General features: G+C 51.6%; 12 protein-coding genes and 1 pseudogene. 5 read left to right on the top strand and 8 right to left on the bottom strand.

Annotated features, from left to right (window positions below):
- Positions 1-350: 350 nt before the first annotated feature.
- A complete protein-coding gene (locus tag HNE_RS04010) occupies positions 351-4,079 on the top strand; it encodes a glycosyltransferase (RefSeq protein WP_035590085.1) in 3,729 nt (1,242 codons plus the stop codon).
- Between the two features lie 133 nt (positions 4,080-4,212).
- On the opposite strand, the gene HNE_RS18520 is transcribed toward HNE_RS04010, so the two are convergent.
- Together HNE_RS18520 and HNE_RS04005 are read right to left on the bottom strand one after the other, a co-directional pair.
- Positions 4,213-6,360, bottom strand: coding sequence for a hypothetical protein (locus tag HNE_RS18520; RefSeq protein WP_011645830.1), 2,148 nt, complete (start codon positions 6,358-6,360; stop codon positions 4,213-4,215).
- Positions 6,357-7,537 (bottom strand): annotated as a pseudogene (locus HNE_RS04005) (IS3 family transposase). Before HNE_RS04005 ends, HNE_RS18520 begins: the two are co-directional and overlap by 4 nt.
- 183 nt (positions 7,538-7,720) lie before the next feature.
- On the opposite strand from HNE_RS04005, the gene HNE_RS03995 reads away from it, so the two are divergent.
- Genes HNE_RS03995 through HNE_RS03980 form a run of 4 tightly spaced genes read left to right on the top strand, consistent with a single transcriptional unit; the run spans position 7,721 to position 12,446 of the window.
- The gene (locus tag HNE_RS03995; protein WP_011645829.1) at positions 7,721-8,671 is read left to right on the top strand and encodes a glycosyltransferase family 2 protein; all 951 of its coding nucleotides are present in this window, start codon (positions 7,721-7,723) and stop codon (positions 8,669-8,671) included.
- An 18-nt stretch (positions 8,672-8,689) separates the two neighbouring features.
- Positions 8,690-9,328 (top strand): class I SAM-dependent methyltransferase, encoded by a 639-nt coding sequence (locus tag HNE_RS03990; RefSeq protein ID WP_011645828.1) that lies wholly within the window; start codon positions 8,690-8,692, stop codon positions 9,326-9,328.
- Positions 9,329-9,334: 6 nt separating this feature from the next.
- Positions 9,335-10,255 carry a hypothetical protein gene (locus tag HNE_RS03985; RefSeq protein ID WP_011645827.1) on the top strand — a complete coding sequence of 307 codons (921 nt, stop codon included), beginning with the start codon at positions 9,335-9,337 and terminating at the stop codon, positions 10,253-10,255.
- Positions 10,245-12,446 carry a hypothetical protein gene (locus HNE_RS03980; protein ID WP_035590092.1) on the top strand — a complete coding sequence of 734 codons (2,202 nt, stop codon included), beginning with the start codon at positions 10,245-10,247 and terminating at the stop codon, positions 12,444-12,446. The genes HNE_RS03985 and HNE_RS03980 overlap by 11 nt, the downstream gene beginning before the upstream one ends.
- Before the next feature lie 87 nt (positions 12,447-12,533).
- Here HNE_RS03980 and HNE_RS18310 read toward each other — a convergent pair whose 3' ends face one another.
- From HNE_RS18310 to HNE_RS18685, 6 genes are all read right to left on the bottom strand, one after another.
- Entirely contained in the window at positions 12,534-13,931 is a 1,398-nt protein-coding gene (locus tag HNE_RS18310; RefSeq protein WP_011645825.1) for an FkbM family methyltransferase, read from the bottom strand.
- On the bottom strand, positions 13,928-15,181 hold the full coding sequence (locus tag HNE_RS03970) for an ABC transporter ATP-binding protein (protein ID WP_011645824.1): 1,254 nt from the start codon (positions 15,179-15,181) through the stop codon (positions 13,928-13,930). The genes HNE_RS18310 and HNE_RS03970 overlap by 4 nt, the downstream gene beginning before the upstream one ends.
- Positions 15,178-15,972, bottom strand: a complete 795-nt coding sequence (locus HNE_RS03965; RefSeq protein WP_011645823.1) for an ABC transporter permease — start codon at positions 15,970-15,972, stop codon at positions 15,178-15,180. The genes HNE_RS03970 and HNE_RS03965 overlap by 4 nt, the downstream gene beginning before the upstream one ends.
- A gap of 67 nt (positions 15,973-16,039) precedes the next feature.
- Positions 16,040-17,014 carry a GDP-mannose 4,6-dehydratase gene (locus HNE_RS03960; protein ID WP_011645822.1) on the bottom strand — a complete coding sequence of 325 codons (975 nt, stop codon included), beginning with the start codon at positions 17,012-17,014 and terminating at the stop codon, positions 16,040-16,042.
- 32 nt (positions 17,015-17,046) lie between these two features.
- Positions 17,047-18,024 carry a GDP-mannose 4,6-dehydratase gene (gmd, locus tag HNE_RS03955; protein ID WP_011645821.1) on the bottom strand — a complete coding sequence of 326 codons (978 nt, stop codon included), beginning with the start codon at positions 18,022-18,024 and terminating at the stop codon, positions 17,047-17,049.
- A 463-nt stretch (positions 18,025-18,487) separates the two neighbouring features.
- Positions 18,488-19,084, bottom strand: coding sequence for a glycosyltransferase (locus tag HNE_RS18685; RefSeq protein ID WP_160162604.1), 597 nt, complete (start codon positions 19,082-19,084; stop codon positions 18,488-18,490).
- Positions 19,085-19,091: the final 7 nt, after the last annotated feature.

Raw genomic sequence — 19,091 nt, 5'->3', positions numbered from 1 at the left:
CGACCGGAATCTATGGCTTCAGGGCAATCTGAGACCGGCGGACTCTTGAGGTACCGCAAACCGACGGTTCTCGGTTGCGCTAATTTATGATCTAGGTTTCGGTCTGACTTGTCTTCAAGATCTAAACAATGGAGGGCAAACTAGCGGTGGCGAAGCTCAGACGATTATTGAGACAAAAGGGGACTCCTTGAGCCACAGGACCACTATCGGAAAGGTGATTGTTGCCCTTGACTTGCACTCCAAAGCACCTGAGCAGCTTAAACGAGCGATACCTTTTATCGCGGGTCGCGCCTGTGACGCTGACAACATTTAAGCTCTTGCGCAGAAACAAAACGTCATCATGGCGGTGAATGATCATGCGAATTGTAATTGACATGCAAGGCGCTCAATCCGCGAGCAGATTACGCGGAATTGGCAACTACACACGGTCGCTTGTAGCCAGCCTGGCAAACCAAGCTAAGCAGCATGAATTAATTCTGTGCGTAAACGGTATGCTTGCGGAGGGCGCCGACGACATCCGCAAGCAATTCGGCCCCATTTTGGGCAATGATCACATCTTGGAATGGCGCGGTCTTCCAGAAGTTGTCGGTTGGAGCCCTGAGCGATCCATTCGCCGTCGAGCAAGCGAAATCATGAGAGAGCGGTTCTTGCAATCACTCTCCGGAGATTGCCTTCTCGTCTCAAGTCATTTCGAAGGCTTCGTTGATGATGCTGTGACCAGCATAGGCCATACGTCGTCCTCTCAGCCATGCAGTGTTATCGCGTATGATCTGATCCCTGCTCTAAACCGAGCCGTATATCTTAGGGATCCGGTCTATCGAGCGTTTTACGAGGATAAACTCGAGCAGTTTTCTAGGGCCGATCAGTTCCTGTGCATTTCCGAATCTACCAGGGAAGAGGTGATATCCGTCATAAAGCCCCCGGAGAGTAAGCTCAATGTGATACACGCTGGCGTCGGCGCCGCCTTCGAGAACGTGAGACGTCAGGACGCCCTACAGGGCGCCGGGCGCCGCTTAGGCAAATACATCCTCTACCCAGGCGGACTAGACGAGCGGAAAAACCTCCGGCGACTGATAGAAGCTTTTTCCTTTCTACCTCATAGTGTTCAGCGCGAGTATAAGATACTCATCCTTGGTCATATCGAACCAGCGGATAAGGAAAAAATATTTCGATGGGCAAGTGATTCCAACCTTTCTATCGATCGCATCGTTACAGTGGGCTTTGTACCAGAAGCAGCGCTTGTGAGTTTTTACACCTGCGCAAAGCTGGTAGTATTTCCCTCCTTGCACGAAGGATTTGGTCTCCCCCTGCTGGAAGCTATGAAATGTGAAACACCAGTGATTGGCGCAGATGCTCCCGGCATTCGCGAGATTGCAGCAGTAAGCCCTGGTCTCTTTGACCCGCACGACACTGCAGCGCTCGCCTCAATGATGAAAAAAGCGCTTTTGGATGAAGGCTTCCGCGCCGAACTGAATGCAGCAGGCAAACAGACACTGGAGAAATATTCCTGGTCGAACAGCGCTCAGCGGACACTTGAAGCGCTGACTTGCCTTGACCGCCCATTGAGAGTTGCACAGATAACGACCAAGCGCCCATCGCTTGCTTACATTTCACCACTGCCCCCGGAAAGAACGGGCATAGCCGACTATAGCGCAGAACTTATTCCCGCACTGTCGCAACACTATGACATCGTATGTGTGGTAGAACAGCCAGATGCGGCATCGACAGACCTTGCTGGCGGCCTGAGGGTCATTTCGACCAAAGACTTTTCAGCAAATGCACAAAGCTATGACCGGATACTCTATCATTTCGGAAATTCGCCCTTTCATACGCACATGTTCGACTTGCTGAGGCGATACCCAGGCGTTGTTGTCCTACACGATCAGTTTTTCGGCAGCTTTCTGCGGCATGCGGAAAATCATCTGGGTTGGTCGTATGGCTTCTGGCGGGCGCTCTACAGTTCACATGGGTGGACGCCGGTCATTTCAAGAGCACAAATTTCCGATGACGCGGCCATAAATTCTTGGCCCGCCTCTCGCGAAATTATCTCTCGAGCTCTCGGGATTATAACTCATTCCCAGACTGCCCGGCACATCGCGGAGGAAATTTATGGTGAAGCTTATGGCTCTCGCTGGCGCAAAGTTAATTTTCCTAAGGCTGCCCTGAGTTGCGAGGCTTCCGTCAGGTCGAGCAAGCAGCGTAAGTTTCGCATTTCGACCTTTGGATTTATCGACGATGTGAAATGCCCGATCGAACTCGTCGAATCCTGGGCGCTGTCACCGATGTCGAAGAGGAACGATTGCGAACTGATCTTCATCGGGGAAAATGAGGGCGGCGAATTTGGACGGCGATTAAATGGCCGCATCGCTGATCTCGGGCTTGAACAGAGCGTACGGATTACTGGATTCGTGGATGCGACCAGTTATCGGGAAGCACTGCGGAATACTGATGTTGCCATTCAGCTCCGCAAGGTGACGCGGGGCGAAACGTCGGCCGCAGTTTTTGACTGTCTCGCGGCCGGGATACCACTGGTTGTCAACAAGCTCGGCGCCATGAACGAACTTCCCGAGGACATCGTGCTGCAGACGCCTGAGGTAGTTACCCCTGAACATCTATCCGAAGTTCTGACACAGCTGTGGCAGTCTCCTGACCAAAGGAAGGAACTCGGCAAGAAGGCCGCAGAGTATATTGAGAAATGTCACTCGCCTGCCTTTGTGGCTGATGAGATGAAATCTGCCCTTGAAAGTTTTTACGCTGGCAACGGTCGAATGTACGGACTGACTTTGAAAGATCTTCAAAAATACACTGGCAGTCTCGCTAGTGACTTTCCCGACGCTCTACGCGAAATCGCCTTTTCATCAGCAATAAACCATCGGATGCTCTCTCATCAGAAAACCCTGTATGTGGACATAAGCGCCATAGTAGCCACGAAGAAGCTAACCGGAGTGGAGAGAACGAGCCGCTCTATCCTTGATCAACTGCTTCGCTCGCCCCCACCCGGCTTTCGTGTCGAGCCTGTCTTTGCGACCACTCATCAAACCTACCGCACAGCTTCCGTTTATGTTTGCGCGGAATACGGCATTCCGGGCGGATGTATCACCGAGTCAGAAATTCACCCAAACCCTGGAGATGTACTTTTCATTCTGGACTGGCAACCAGAAATATCCAAAGCACATCGAGCTGAACGTGCCCGCCTGAAGTCTAAGGGTGTACGGATTATTTTCTTTGTATATGACCTCTTGCCAATCGTAAGCCCGCAATGGTTTCCTGATTTCGTCCATACAGCCCAATCAGAGTGGATGTATTGCATTGCCGAAAGCGATGGAGCTATTTGTATTTCTCGGGCCGTGGCGCACGACCTCCAACGAGAACTGGCGGATACCAAGTATGGTATAAGCCAGGAATTTTCTATTGGCTGGTCCCATCTCGGCAGCGATATCCCGCATGCCGTCGAGAACTGGGAACATTCGGACTCGAATGAGCAACCTTTCGTGTTGATGGTTGGTACCGTAGAGCCGCGAAAGGGTCACCAAAAGGTCCTTGATGCCCTCCAGCACGCATGGGCCAAAGGTGAAACCATGCGGCTTGTCGTCGTCGGGGGTGCGGGGTGGATGGTTGACGGACTTATAGCTCGCCTAACACACCTCGCCAAAACCGAGTCACGGTTCACTTGGCTGCAACACGCCGATGATAAACAACTCGTGAGCCTGTATCAGGCTTGCCAAGGGCTCATCATGGCCTCTGAGGGTGAAGGATTTGGCTTACCAATCATCGAAGCAGCGCGTTACAACAAACCGCTCCTCGTTAGAGATATTCCGGTGTTTCGCGAAATTTGCGGGGATTACGCTACCTACTTCGTGGATGATGCCCCCTTGCCGCTTGCCAATGCCATGGAGGGGTGGTTTGCGAACATCTCCAAAGGACGCCCCGGCCAAAGGGAGGGAATCCCTATTATTTCTTGGCTAGAATGTAGCCGGACGATTCTAAGTATGATTGAGGATGACCGACACCCCAATTGGCTAGAGCGTAATCCACACAGCGGCGAATTCAGTGCCCACACTGTCAAAGCCGAACTCTAAATAGGGCGCACACTGAAGAAATACTCTGTTGGAAGAGATCAAGCTCTTAGCTTATGGGAGTCTGCTTACAAAGCCTGTACAAACAGATCGCGCATACCCGTATAAATGTGAAAGAACTGAGCTACTTTCAATCTCAATCAAGTTTATTCGTCGCATCTTGGTTTGGAAGTACTATTAGTCGCACTTCGCGGAGTGCGACCCCCAGTCTGCGGGCGTCTTTGCTATTACCAAAATCAGAAGGGCGAACCGCTTGCGGCACCATTATCTTCAGCCTTTCAAAGTAGTCTTCTGAATCTAACGGAATCTGAATTAAATGTTCATTGGGTTTCCTAAAGACCCAAGTCGCGGTTTGCAAACTTTGACGTTGGTTCCAGCTTATTATTACTTCAACAGGCCTGAGTTCAGTGGGCGCGAATGGATTCAGATCCAATTCGATGACGCATTGAGCAGTCGCGCATCGCTCCGGCACAGGCACTGTCAAATCAGCCAATTCGGCAGACCATATGTGCTTCAGCTCGTTATTATACCAACCTTGCCCAAGAATTCGTGTTAACTCTGATGACGATGATGATGAAGGAGAGAAGGGGTATCCGTCACTACGAATTTTGTCCCTTCGCCACCAGAGTGAAGGCATGTTGGGACCTGGACGGCCAAATCTGACCAGTTGTGTATGTTCCTTATCCAACTCATGATTGGACGAGAAAAACAGACCATCAGGGCAATTCTCGACCCAAGTGTCGAAATACATTGCCTGAAAATTTCTATCATAGAATATAAAATGGCTATCAAACCAAGTCGTTAAGTGGCGACCTCTTCTAAGATCCTCTCGATCAAATCCAATGCAAGTATTCGATTTGACGTTCTCTCTGATCCAAAGAGCAGGCTCCAACCTCTTTGGCACATTCGACGTCGCCCTCTCTCTCCAGGCTACTTGCTCATGACTAGCGAATAGAAAGATGCTTGCAGTGAGCAACACACCTATTCTTCGAGGGGCATATGCAACAATTGCGACGAGACCCAATCCGGTCGCCAACCACATCGAAAATCCGTTCTGTTTTAGACTGAAGTATTGCCATAGGGCTGAAACATTGAACGGTGCAAAATGAGCTTTGGTATCAATGTACGTAGCTAAATACAGCCCGCTCGCGCTGGCCGCGATTAACACTGCCAATATATATTTTTGACGAAAACCAAGGATTCCGGAAAGCACAAATGGCAAAATATACGGTTCCAAATATCGACCATACATTAACTGATCTGCTCGCATAGCACTGCCAACTACCGCGAAGTTCAATACGGATACAAACGCTACACCTAGAAGCACAACCAACAGGAACCCGTTATAGCCAACCTGCTTTTTAAGCTCGCGTGTTACTTTGCTTGTCCAGCGGAAACGCGAAACACATATTCCTGAAAGGACCACGCCAACTGCCGCGAGCCCTAAAGAGGCAGTTATTAAGTAATACAAATGCCCGTTTGAGATTTGGAAAACATACGACCAGCCTTCAGCGGTTTTCAGCGGATCGAGCAACCGTAGCGAACTTCCATAGCCAGCCACCTCTGCTCTGCCGACCGATGACGTCATTCTTTCAGCAAATGGCTTCAAAGCAAATTTGTATGTCCCAAGACTAATTGTCAGGCCGATGACGATCCAAAGCGCAGACTTCCATCGATTCAAAGCAACTCCAATGTATGTCGCAAAACATAGAGTCGAAATCACAACCAGGGCGCCGGTGGGGTGCTGCCAGAAAATGATTCCAGCAATCAATCCCAGCCCAATCGAAAAGACGGATATTGAGCTAGCCAACACTTTTATGACAAATATACATGTCAGCAGAAAGAGTGGGGCAAGCGCGGTTTGAGCGAACGCATATGTGGAAAGCGTCACGCCCATCGGATAAAGCGAAGTTACAACGACTGCCGCCAAACGATAAACTTTTAGATCAACTGGAAAGAGTAGCATGGAGAGTCGATGCAAAAGAACCGCAGCGACTCCTAACAAACACGCGTTGATGATGCGTATGTTTCTCCAAATCTCATTTGGTTCTTCTGAGAACCAGAATGCGGGAGATAGCAAAATTGCGTAGCCGAGGCTTCGATCCGTAGCAAGGTCGTTTTCAAACCCTGCAAATGCTGCGGCCAAAGCAACGTTGACGCCTTCGTCCGCTTGTATCAGTGGGTAAATTGAGCCATCCGCTCGATAATAGGTAGTAATCGAAAGAAATAGTGCCCAAACGATGGCAAGAACCGACTCCGGAACACGCTTTTCGATTGCGGTCATGTTCTTCTATCCCCCCAGAAAAACCAAATTGATTTTTTCACCCGTGACCCAGCCCCCTGATCCGGGCCGCTTAATTGTAGTCTCTGTTCGCCTTTCTTTCTGGTTGGAGGTGGGCGGTCAAGGCCCGCTGAGCGGAGCTCAGGCGAAGCGGGCGGGGCTCGCCGCGCCTGGTCGGTGAACATCGCCGGAACGAGACCACCGAGGGATGTATGTGGGCGGACGGTATTGCAATCGGTCCGCCAGGCTTCGATAATGCTGGGCGCCTCACTGAGACGGTCGAACAGGTGCACGTTGAGACATTCGTTCCGCAGCCGGCCATTGAACGATTCCACAAACGCATTCTGCGTAGGCTTTACGGGTGCAATGTAGTGCCATTCGATGCGGGCCTCCTTCACCCATATCAGGATCGCGTGACTGGTCTGCTCCGTGCTGTTGTCGGAGACGATCATCTTGAGGACGCCCGCGCTGGTCGATCAGACGGGAGAGGTCCCGGGCGACGCGGATGCCCGACAGCGAAACATCGACAACCGTTGCCAGGGCCTCACGTGTGAAGTCATCGACCACGCCCCCCCCTGCCATCGCTCAGTGCGGCTGAGACGAAGTCGATCGGGGCCCCATCTCTGGTTCGGGATGCGCATCGGGCTGCGGGTGCCGACCGCGCGCTTCCGGCCGCGCTGGCGTTTCACGGCGAGACCTTCCTCTTGGTAGATCCGGAAGACCTTCTTGTGGTTAGCACCCAGGCCCTCGCGGTCGAGCAGATTGCCCAGCCGACGGAAACCAAACCGGCGACGCGTCGCAGCGAGCGCCCGAAGACGCTCCCGCATGCAGCTCAGCCAGCTTGCAGATCCGGCATTCGCTCAGCTCGTGCACATCCATCAGGTGCTGCACGGCCTTGGGTTTGACATGGGGCGTCAGAAATTTTTTGAGGCAAGATCCTTCAGCGCTGCATTGTCCGGCATCGCCTCGGCCAGCAGGCGCTTCAGCTTGCTGTTCTGGGTCTCCAGCGTTCGCAACCGCTGGGTGCCCCACACCGTCGTCCCTCCAAATTTTGCCTTCAACTTTTAAAAGGTCGCATCCGACAGCCCGTACTTACGGCAAATGTCTGCCGTCTTCAGCTGCTCTCGTGCTCCCGGATCATCGCGATGATCTGCTCGTCTGTAAATCTGCTCTTGCGCATGTGTCATTCTCTCTAATCGAGATGGTCTGCAAAATCATGGCCGGAATTCAGGGGGCTGGGTCAAGGTTAACTAAGGTTGGATGACGCGGTATCAGAGAGTTGATGACGCAGCGAGCAGGTGCAATAACAGCCACAGCGTTTAGCGCCATACGGTGCTGCAGAATCAAGAGATGGCTAAGCTAAATGAAGCTTATAATACAAATACCTTGCCTCAACGAAGCCGAAACTTTAGCGGTTACGTTGAATGCACTCCCAAAGCAGGTTCCAGGCTTTGACACGGTGGAAGTTCTGATAATTGATGACGGGAGCTCAGACGCAACTATTGTTGTGGCCAAGGAATTGGGCGTGCATCACATTGCAAAGCATACACAGAATAGAGGCCTAGCAAGAGCATTTATGACTGGCATCAACGCTAGTTTGAAAGCGGGCGCTGATGTGATTGTCAACACAGACGCGGATAATCAATATTGTGCTGACGATATTGAGAAGCTGACAACCCCCATTCTCCAACAACAGGCAGACATTGTGATTGGAGCTAGGCCAATTGAAGAAATTCAACACTTCTCTCCAATCAAAAAAGCCCTTCAAAAAATTGGAAGCTTAGCTGTTCGCTTGGCAAGCGACACAAAAATTGGAGACGCCCCAAGCGGATTCAGAGCATTCAGTCGTCAGGCGGCGGAAGAAATCGTTGTGTTCAGCGACTACACATATACGTTAGAAACCATCATTCAAGCAGGCCAAAAGAACATGGCCATCCTGTCAGTACCCGTTCGAGTAAACGGAGACCTTCGGCCATCTCGTCTGGTGAAGGGTATCGCCAGTTATGTCAGACGATCCATTTTCACGATCGTTCGTATTTTCGTGATTTATAGGCCTTTCCGCTTCTTTGGAGCAATTGGCGGTCTCCTCCTTGTAATCGGAACCTTGATCGGGCTGCGTTTCGTATGGGCCTATATAAATGGGCAGGGTCAAGGTAATGTGCAGTCTCTGATTTTGGCTGCCGTGCTTCTGATTATGGGGTATCAAACAGTCCTAACTGCATTTATGGCGGATCTATTAGCTGCCAATCGCAAATTGTCCGAAGACATTCGTACCCAGTTACGGCGTGCTGATGACAGGGACAGGCAAGTATAGCCGCAAGGAAACCGGATGATGAGCCTAGAAATTTCAAAAGGTTTGACCGAAGACGGAATAGTCGCTGGCAATAACTTTGACAAATATGCCTCCAAAAACCCCATCGTTCGTTGGATGATGACGGGATTTGAAGAGGCTATCGCCGATCTCACGGCTGTCGACACCATAGGCTCCATTCATGAAGTAGGTTGTGGCGAAGGTTTCTGGTCCCTTCGCTGGCAGAAGGATGGCAGGCAGGTAAAAGGAACGGACTTCTCTGGAGAGGTTATCAAGATCGCCCGATCAAATGCGCAGCGCGCCGGGCAGGCACCGGATATTTTCCAGCAAAGAAGCATATATGACCTGACTGCGGAGCACGACGCCGCGGACCTCGTCGTATGCTGCGAGGTCCTCGAACATCTGGAAGACCCGAGGAAAGCTCTTGATATATTGCATTCAATAACAAAAGGGCATTTGGTAGTCAGTGTGCCACGCGAGCCCATTTGGCGCGCCCTTAACATGGCCCGTCTGTCCTACATTCGTGACTTAGGAAACACACCCGGCCACATCCAACATTGGTCGGCAACCGGCATTAAAAACTTCGTTTCTGAGCGGTTCCACATTCTCGAGGTTCGGAAGCCACTTCCCTGGACGGCTTTGCTATGTAAGCCTAGGTAACACAGAGTGCGCCGCAAATTAAAAGCCGCAGTTAGCGTGGTCGGTTTTATCCTTGGTCTGGCCGGTCTCGTTTTTCTCGCGATGCAGTTAGCTCAATATGTGCGGGCACCCGAGGTTCTCAACTTAAGTCTTACAGTTTACCTAGTCGCAGCGGGGTGCGCGGCGTTGTATGTAATGGGCAACTTAGCGCTCACGATAGCATATCATAAGTTCTTGCGTCAGAGTGCACGGGCGTTTTCTTATACCGCTATATTGTATGGCATCAGCCAGATCGCGAAATATGTTCCCGGAAATATCCTGCATCTGGCGGGCAGACAGGCTGTCGGCGCTCAATTGCATTTTGAACAGTCAAGTTTGGCAAAAGCGACCTTCATTGAAATCATATCACTCGCGCTCTCCGCAACACTGTTCGGATCAGTTTTGATCCTCATTACATTCTTGAAGACACCTCCAACGCTGGCATTTGCCTTCTGGGTAATATTACAGCTGTTTGCGCTTCTAATCCTCGCCCGCATTTTCGGAAAAAAGATTGCGACGGGCTTTGCTCTCCATACTGCCTATTTTTTGCTGAGCGGGTTTGGGTTCGCAATTCTTTTCGCTGCGATCTCCTATTCCACCAGACTAAGCGTGGATCATATTCTGCTCTTGGCCGCAGCCTTTGTCGTAGCATGGGTAGCAGGCTTTCTTACTCCGGGCTCACCAGCCGGTCTCGGAGTGAGGGAGGCAGCGCTCATATTCATGCTTGGCCCTCAGTTTGAAGGTAGTGAAATAGTTCTAGCTGTACTTATGTCCCGAATATCCAACATATTTGGCGACGTGATATTCTTCTTCGCCGCTTTTGGATCACTTTTTCAATTGATGAAGCACTTGAAGCGCCCCGCTTTCCCGACAGGCAGCGCCAACAAGGAAAATCCCATTGACCGATAGTGCGTTCTTCTCCTCATTGCGCTCTAGGCTTTCCACAGATCACTTCATGATGATCTGCGGGTTTGGAATCATAGTTTGCATTTTCGGTGCCCTTCCGGGTGTGATGGCCCCAACTATGGGGCAAGCCATCTGGTTGACAGGCTTCTCGTCAGCTTTCGCAAACGACTTTCCGATATCACTTTACGCAACGGATTTCGGATACCCGCTTTCCTCACCCATACCATTTGGCCTTTCAGGCGCACTGCCCTGTGCCATCCTCATCAAGATGGGCGTTCCTCAAATTGATGCCTATTCGCTGGTTTTTGCCGCCTGGCTTTTAGTTGCGTATTATTTTGCCATTCAGCTCGCAAAGTACTTAGGCGTAAATCCCAAGCTGGCTGTCCTGCTCGCGCTAACTTGGTGCACAATGCCCATATTGTGGACCCATGTGCCATATTCCATGCTGTCTATCGGCATGGTGTTGATGCCGACATATGCATATGCGGCAATTAAATTCATACAGAGCAATGAATTCAAACTGAGCGATTACGCTTTCCTGTTCTTTATCTGTATTATTGCCGTTTTCACTGACGGATATACTTTTGTGATGTTCGCCATTCTGTACGGAGGCGTCAGTTTTGGCGAGATAGTACTAAATCGCGAGAACCGGAGGAAATCCCTTCTGGTTTTCACTCCTCTGGCAATGGTAGCGTTTGCCATGTCGTACGTTCTCTATACTCAGTATATCGGCCAAGGCAGCTATCCTCCTCCGAAAATGGAATTTTTTCGTGCCTGGGGGGCCGATCTCACATACTTTCTTCAGCCCACGGCCAATGTGACTTGGCTCTGGGATATTCTAAATCTTTCTGCAGACCGGCCGGACAACCTACACTACGGAGATGCTTCTGCGCATCGCGGCACATTTCTGTTGCCGCTCATTCTGATATCTTCCTTTGCAGTCGCACGCCTCCATCGATCATCGTTGAAATGCGGCTTGCTAATCGTCGCGGCCTTCAGCCTGTACATGTCTCTCGGGCCCACATTTAAAATCGGCGCGACGAGAGCGGAAGATGAGTCGAGGCTAATGCATGCAGAAGCGGCAGGCACACCCACCGGGACACAAGTCCTTTCAGAACGGGTACCAGGCTTCAAGAACATGCGCGCCAGCTATCGCTGGGTTGTTCTGACCCAGCTTAGTCTCTGGATTATTGTCACTCTTTGGCTGGGGAATGAACAGCGCACGGCGACCAATCGAAGCAAAGTCAGCATGCAGTACTATTTCATACCGCTCTTGCTGATCCTTGTTCAACTCCCAAACCCCATAAAAGCTATGCATGACTACTCGCAAGCCCGTCATCAATTTAATACCTTTGCCGAGGATACGAGCTTTTTCCGAAAGGAACTTGAAGGGCAACTCGTCGCTTTCCTTCCCTATGGAAATGATTTCGGGGTCAATTTTCTCGCCTCAACGAACGGTTTTCAATCCTTCAATATTGGAGGAGACAAAAATTGGGAAGAAGCCAAAAAAGTTTGGCCCCAGAGCCTGCATGTTGCCAGCCGAACCATATTCTCCAGCTCTGCCCCGGATAACCTGACCGCTCTCTTTTCAAGCACTAACATAGATGCCGTTGTGGTTCTCCAACATGACCTTCTCTGGAGCGTGCATTCCTGGCCGCCGGCACTTTCTCGCATCAAGGAAATCAATACGCTCCGAACACTCCTTATGGCGGACGATGCCTTCCTAGTATCAGAGATTCCGAGGGGCATTGTTATCCGGCGTATCTCCAAGACAGAGGCAGCGCAGATGACAGCATGCCCGCAGGAAGTCTGTGCGCGCTTGAACATCCGCCCCGACATGGGCTTCGGCACCATGGTTGGCCAATTTGATATGGACGGCGTGACTACTACCACTGGTGTGTCCGGATACCTTTTATTCGGCCCCTATATCAATATAGAGGCCGGCCAATATACTGCGGAAATATCCTTCGCCGCGGACCAGGCAGCAACGGTGCATGTTGACGTCGTATCCGACCTCGGAAAATCCGTTCATGCAGAGAAGCGTATCGTGATATCCGCTTCAGAGTCCGGCAATCTGATTGGATCGATTGACTTTACCCTGCTGGATTCCGTCAAAGATCTAGAAGTGCGCATCAGGGTGGATGAAAATACCACAATCCGCGCGACCAGCCTTACCATTCGTCCAGGCAAATAGACTTGGCCAAAATCCAAATGTCAGTGAGGCACTTCTCCAGGGAACAGCCTCATCTGTGAAATACACGCGATAATACCACAGTCAGACCTACCCGCGAATATTGAGCTCTAGAACCTCTAATGCGATGGCGACATCGTCTTCCATCGATCCCGACCATGGGGGAATGGGTTGCTGAGAAGACGTTGCCCTTTCAGACTCAGGTCCATACTGGGAGCCCGCCCGGCGAACGGCGACGATCTGCATGAGACGGCGCTCTAGCGGAGGAACAAGTTTTATGAGTCTCGAAAGAGATTTCTTCAGAAAGGGTGCTCGTCGCGAAGCACCAACGCCGGCTATCAGGCCGCGGCGAAGAGCGGACTTAATCAGAGCTCTTGGTCTTGTCGTGCACTGACGATAGACTCGCCGCGCCGCTCGCAGCGGAGCGGTGACTTTCCACGAAGTAGATCGCCATACAGCGTCAAGCTGCGCGCCCTGCCAAGCAATATGGGACGTCAAGCGATGTTGCTCTTCTTCAAGCTGAATAATGGTTACTGCCCGTTGCTCTTGGAGGGCTTGCTCGGCTCTGAGCGCTGCCGTTCTGTCCGCGAGTTCTGCAAGCAGTAGAACTACTTCAGATGTCTTCTGTTCAATCTCGCCCTGCAGCACACCTTGAGCGATGGCTTTAGCGTTAAGCTCAGCACGTATAATACCAATTTCTGATGCTTTATTCTCAAGCTCTCCCTGGAGAACGCCAAGAGCCGTCGCTTTGGAAGCCGCATCCTGCTCCGATTGTCGAAGTTTGGACGCAAGAAGCCCAGAAAAAGGCGATGTATCACTTAGAAAAAAGTTGTCGAAGACATTTGGGGGCACCTTGAACGCATCTAATAGCGAGCAACGATTCTCGTGTACGTAGAACCGACTTAACCCATCAAAATATGCAAACTTATATTCCCGCCGAAATAACTCATCTTCCCAGCCATCATAATTAGGCTCCGGTGAGTTTGGCACGGTAGATTCGACGACCACCACCCAAGGGCGAGCTGGATGGTCTGCCCAACTTTGCAAGACGGACGCTTCCATGCCCTCTACATCCACCTTCAACCAGTGGATAGTGGGCTGATCAATTCGATCGAAAAGATCCGACAACGGAATACAGGGAACTTGAACCGTTTGAACGCTACGCCCGCCATCCTCATGACGCCTCGCATATTCTGCAACGCCGGTACTAAGCCCTGTACCCTCAAAAAGGAAAAGCGTAATTGGCTCTCGGCTATTGCCAACAGCAACTTCAAAAACAACTTCGTCTGGACGCATCTCGCGCAGACGCCGAGCGTAATTCGGCATAGGTTCGACGTGCACCCCCCGCCAACCCCGTTCGTAAAAAAGCAAAGAAACAGAGTCTACGATTGGATCGTTGGCGCCAATATCTATATAAGTGCCGTTCAGCACGTCCTTGAACGCACGCCAAAGTATTATATCTTCAAACTGTTGAGCATGTGAAATCATTGTATTTTACTGATATACTCTACTCCGAATTTCGCATCGAGTAGCGTGGTTCCCACAAAGTAATCCTTGTCCGCATTAATTACGTTGAATACAAATAGGTTGTCGGTCCATTCGAAATTTTGATCGAGATGGGTGTCTGAGTTCACCAACGCGGGCGAAATTGAATACGAGCCCGGACCCAATATACAAGGGAAATCGAGCGTGAAGGATAGGTTAGAACCACACTTGATATCCGACAAAACCTGCCGTGTGTGCCAAGTATTACTACCCCAAACAACATGCCCAGTTCGATCTCTAATCATCAGACCAAACACTAGTGTCGGTAAATCATCATTGATCTGAACATTTACCTTTAGCTGAAGCATCTCTCCTGTTCGCGCAGTCGTGACTTCATCGCCGCTTTCAGCCGAATAAAGTGATATGTCAGTGACAACCGCTCGAAAATCACCTGAGCGAGTAACACTCCACCCTTGACTGCTGCGTCTTTGCTCTATGCTGAGCTTAGCATTCTCGCGCTCGGCAATCATGCCATTGTAATAATCTATAACTTCATCCGGTAGGCCATCGCGAAGGATGCGCCCCTTATCAATAAGAACGACTCGATTGCACAACTCACGCACATCACCGAGGCTGTGCGAGACTAGAATGAGTGTCGTACCGGCATCCCGGAATTGTCTAATCCGGGCGAAACTTTTATGCTGAAAATAAGCGTCACCGACTGAGAGCACCTCATCGACAATGAGGATTTCAGGACGAACTGCGGTCGCAAGCGCAAACGCCAAACGTGCTTGCATCCCGCTGGAATAGGTCCGCACCGGCGCATCGAAATAGGGACCAATCTCAGCGAATGACTCAATTTCCGGCATCAGTTCCCGGAGCTGGCTCGACGTGAAGCCAAGCAGCCCGCCAGAGTTCATTATATTCTCGCGGCCGGAGAATTCTGGATTAAACCCCAGGCCAAGCTCTAGGATCGCACTGATGCGACCACCAACATGCACAGCGCCCACTGTTGGGCGAACCGTACCGGTGATTATCTTTAGCAGCGTGCTTTTGCCCGCGCCATTTTGACCGATCAGTGCGATAGCCTCGCCCCGGTGCAAGGACAGGTTTATTGAGTCGAGCGCTACACCGTGACTAGCGGGCGTGCGCGACATGCCCAGCCAGCCGCCAATTCGGCCAGCGCTGGATTTGTAGGACCTATAGTGTTTGGACACATTTTCAATTCGCAGGACCACATCCGGAGCTGTCATAGTGCGTCCACCAGTTCGGAGCTTGCCCGCCTGAAAATGAAAAGAGACAGGGCACTGAACAGCACTCCGGCAATCAGCGGATACAGCAGTGTCTGCCACTCGGGCGCGCGGCCAAACACGATGATGTCCTGATACGCCGCAACGACCCCGGTCATAGGGTTAAGCGCTATAAAACTCTGCATATATTCAGGCAGCATGTTGGTTGCGTAAACAATCGGCGTTAGCCAGAACCACATATTCATCGCGACTGACATTACATGCGACACGTCTCTCGAAAACACGTTCAGCACGCCCAAGCAGACCCCTAATCCTCCCGCCATAAGGCAAGCGAGCACCAAAGGGATCGGCAAGTAAAGCCAGGCCAATTGTATCGAGAACCCGTAGAAAGACGCAATTAGGCCAACCGCGCTCAATAGTAAGAGGTGTGAAAAAAGCGCGCCGCCGAGCACGATCAACGGTAGCGCAATCTTCGGAAAGTTTATTTTCTTGATGGCGCTGGAGTATTCGATGAATATGTTCAGGCATCGATTGGTCACTTCCGAGAAAATCGTCCAAACTGAGATCCCGGCAAGAAGATAAATCCCGTAAGCGCCTTCTCGCTCAGTGCCCGCCAATTTCGCGCTCAGCACTTCCGACAAAACAAGAGCGTAGATCAGGGCGATGGCCAGAGGATGCAGAACAAACCACAGCGCACCTATCTTTGATCGCGCGACTCGTCCCTTGAACTCTGCTCGGATGGCCGCCAGGATGAAATGCCGATAGTTCCAAGCCGACTGAATCTGTTGCTCCAACTTGCTACCTCTCTAACCGACTCTGGAAGAAAACGACCGAAAATTTCCCAACGTTCCAAACCAACGTCTAGGTGCAGCCGGAAATTTTGGCACCCGCACTGGAGAGGGTATCGACCAAGGTCTGTTCGAAGGCAAGATATGGGACCCAGCCCAGCTCCGTGCGAGCCCGGTTAGCATCTCCCCATGTCCGCGGTACGTCATTCTTGCGCAACTTTGCCGGATCTGTCTCGATTGCAATGTCTACGCCAGCAATGTCTATTAACGTGTTGAGTATCGAGCGGATGGAACGAGGCGTGCCCGATGCGAGATTGAATACTCCCTCAGAGACCGGATCAAGCTCCGTCTCAAGAGCAAGCCTGTAGCCGCGCACAACATCTCGAACATCCACGAAATCCCGCATTGCATCAAGATTGCCTACGCGAATAACCGGGGGATGATCACCCGCAATTATCTGGGCAATCTGAGCGGCAAAACTTGCAACGACATAGTCCGGCGATTGGCCTGGCCCCGTGTGATTGAAGGCCCGGAAACGTACTGCGTTCAGGCCGTCATTACGCATCTGCCCCAACGCAACATCCGCCGCCGCCTTGGTCGCTGCATAGGGTGTCAGAGGGCGCAGCGCGGTCCCCTCATTGACTGCCCCGGCAACAGTATTGAAGCTTGCACCATAGCTTTCGGAGCTGCCTGCAAATACGAGAACGGCATGTGGCGAACAAGCCAGAACCGCCTCCCCCAACTGGCGCACAGCTTCAAAATTCACAGCCCAGGCCGCAGAGGGATCAGCCTTGGCTTGAGAAGGCAGAGCAATCGCAGCAAGGTGCACAATTCCTGTAGGCTGCACCTCCTGCAGCAGACGGTGGATCGAAGCGCTATCCCTGAGATCGCACCGATGAGCCTGCCCTATTCTCAGAGACTGCTCAGCTCCCGAAACTGTTAATGTGTGCAACTCTGAATGCTGATAACCTGCTGCGACAAGTTCGCGGATCATATATCCGCCGACAAAGCCATTTGCGCCTGTGATGAGGATACGGCGACCTGTCATTTCGCAGATGCCTTTCTGTCAGCCTGAACCGTTTACGGCTTCAGCCGTTCCATATCCGCATCGACCATCTCACGGATGAGCTTTTCAAGCGAAATTTCCGGCTCCCACCCCAATTTTGCCTTTGCCTTGGCCGGATTGCCAAGCAACACGTCCACCTCGGCCGGACGAAAAAGTGCGGGGTCGATCACTAAGTGCTTGTCAATCTCAAGGCCAACATGATCGAACGCGATAAGGCACATATCACGAACGGTCGTGGTTACACCGGTGGCCACCACGTAATCGTCTGGCGTTTCCTGCTGCAACATCAACCACATTGCCCGAACATAATCCTTTGCGTGGCCCCAATCGCGCTTGGCATCGATGTTTCCAAGGCGAAGCTCGCTGGAGAGGCCAAGTTTGATTCGGGCAACTCCATCAGTCACTTTTCGTGTCACGAACTCGATTCCGCGCAGCGGGCTTTCGTGGTTGAACAAGATACCGCTGGAAGCGTGCAAACCGAAGCTCTCGCGATAGTTCACGGTGATCCAATGCCCATACAGCTTAGCGACGGCGTAAGGCGACCGGGGATAGAATGGTGTCGTCTCCGACTGCATGTCTTCTTGGATAAGGCCGTACATCTCGGAGGACGATGCCTGATAGAGACGCGCCTCCGGCGCTTCGATGCGCATAGCCTCAAGAATATTGGTGACCGCAAGCCCCGTCACCTGCCCCGTCAGGATGGGCTGCTGCCAAGACGATTTCACAAAGGACTGGGCACCCAGGTTGTAAATTTCATCGGGCCGGATTTCTTTGACAGAACGCAACAGTCCAGAAAGATCCGTCAGGTCGCCGTCGATCAATTCGACATCGTTCTCGATACCAAGCCAGCGCAGGCGCAAGTTGTTGATTTCAGCCGTTGAAGACCTGCGAACAAGTCCGGTCACCCGGTAGCCTTTACTTAGCAGCAACGCGGACAGATAAGCCCCGTCCTGCCCGGTTATGCCTGTGATGAAAGCGGTCTTACGCGTCATGGTTGATCCCGATCAATTTTGAGCCGTTGTCAGCGGCCACTCAGTCCTTGTCAAGCCTGAGACACAGGGTTGAAAACGACTGATAATCCAAGTCCATTAGTGTCATTTTGAGGGTAAGCTGATCAATACTCGGGCACTAGTCATGCAGGTGATCCGCCGTTCATTAATCAATCCGCGCAGAGGTTTCCAGATTCCCCGACATTCACACATAATAGCATAGATTAGCTGACGGATTTTGCTTCATGGATTTTCGATCCATTCTCAGAATGAGGGAGTCTTCTGCTCATAAGTTCACTAGAGTTCACAGCCTCCAATGAAAGCTTCCTCACCGCCACGATACCTCGCTCCGTCAACTGTGCGGCAAACTCGCATTTAATCCCCAGGCGGATTAATTTTCGCCAAGCACAGATGATGGTGATAAAAAAGCTAGCCATCGCCTGAAACCCTAAAAGGCATCCTGCCATCACGATTTATTTGGCCGCAGAGCAGCCAGATAGTGCTCTCCTGAAGATAGGCTCTTCATTTTGGATCTTGCCGTCTCCCCAAGCCGCAGGCGTAGCGCAGGGTCATCTGCAATCTGTGTCAGTGCAGCAGCGGCAGCGCCAACATCTGGGTCGGCCCAGACTGCGCCTGTATGTCCGGTATAAACGTTGTATTTATCCGCCACTTCCACCAGTTCGTATGGCACCGGAACTGAGCAGGTTTCATCCATGAAATCCATATTGCCCGACCAACCCGTTGCGATAACAACTTTGCCCATCGCCATCGCTTCAGCAATCGGCAGCCCGAAGCCTTCGGCCCTATGCAGCGAAAGCAATATATCATGGTCAGCAACCAGCTGTAGAAGCGTGCTCCTAGGCATGGATTCATCAATGATGTTGATGCGCTCGTCGCTTTCCACTGCTTGGCTAATATGTAGCCGGAATTCTTCGGATAAGTACAAATTCCGTGTCTTAACTGTTAGCATCGATCCTTCAGGTAGGTGCGCCTGCCGGAAAGCACGTACCGCGCCGAGCACGTTCTTCCGCTCGAATGAAGACCGGCCATCGGCAAATGCCACACAGCGA

The sequence above is a fragment of the Hyphomonas neptunium ATCC 15444 genome (assembly GCF_000013025.1).
Taxonomy (GTDB): Bacteria; Pseudomonadota; Alphaproteobacteria; order Caulobacterales; family Hyphomonadaceae; genus Hyphomonas; species Hyphomonas neptunia.
This window is presented reverse-complemented; position numbering and strand designations above follow the sequence as displayed.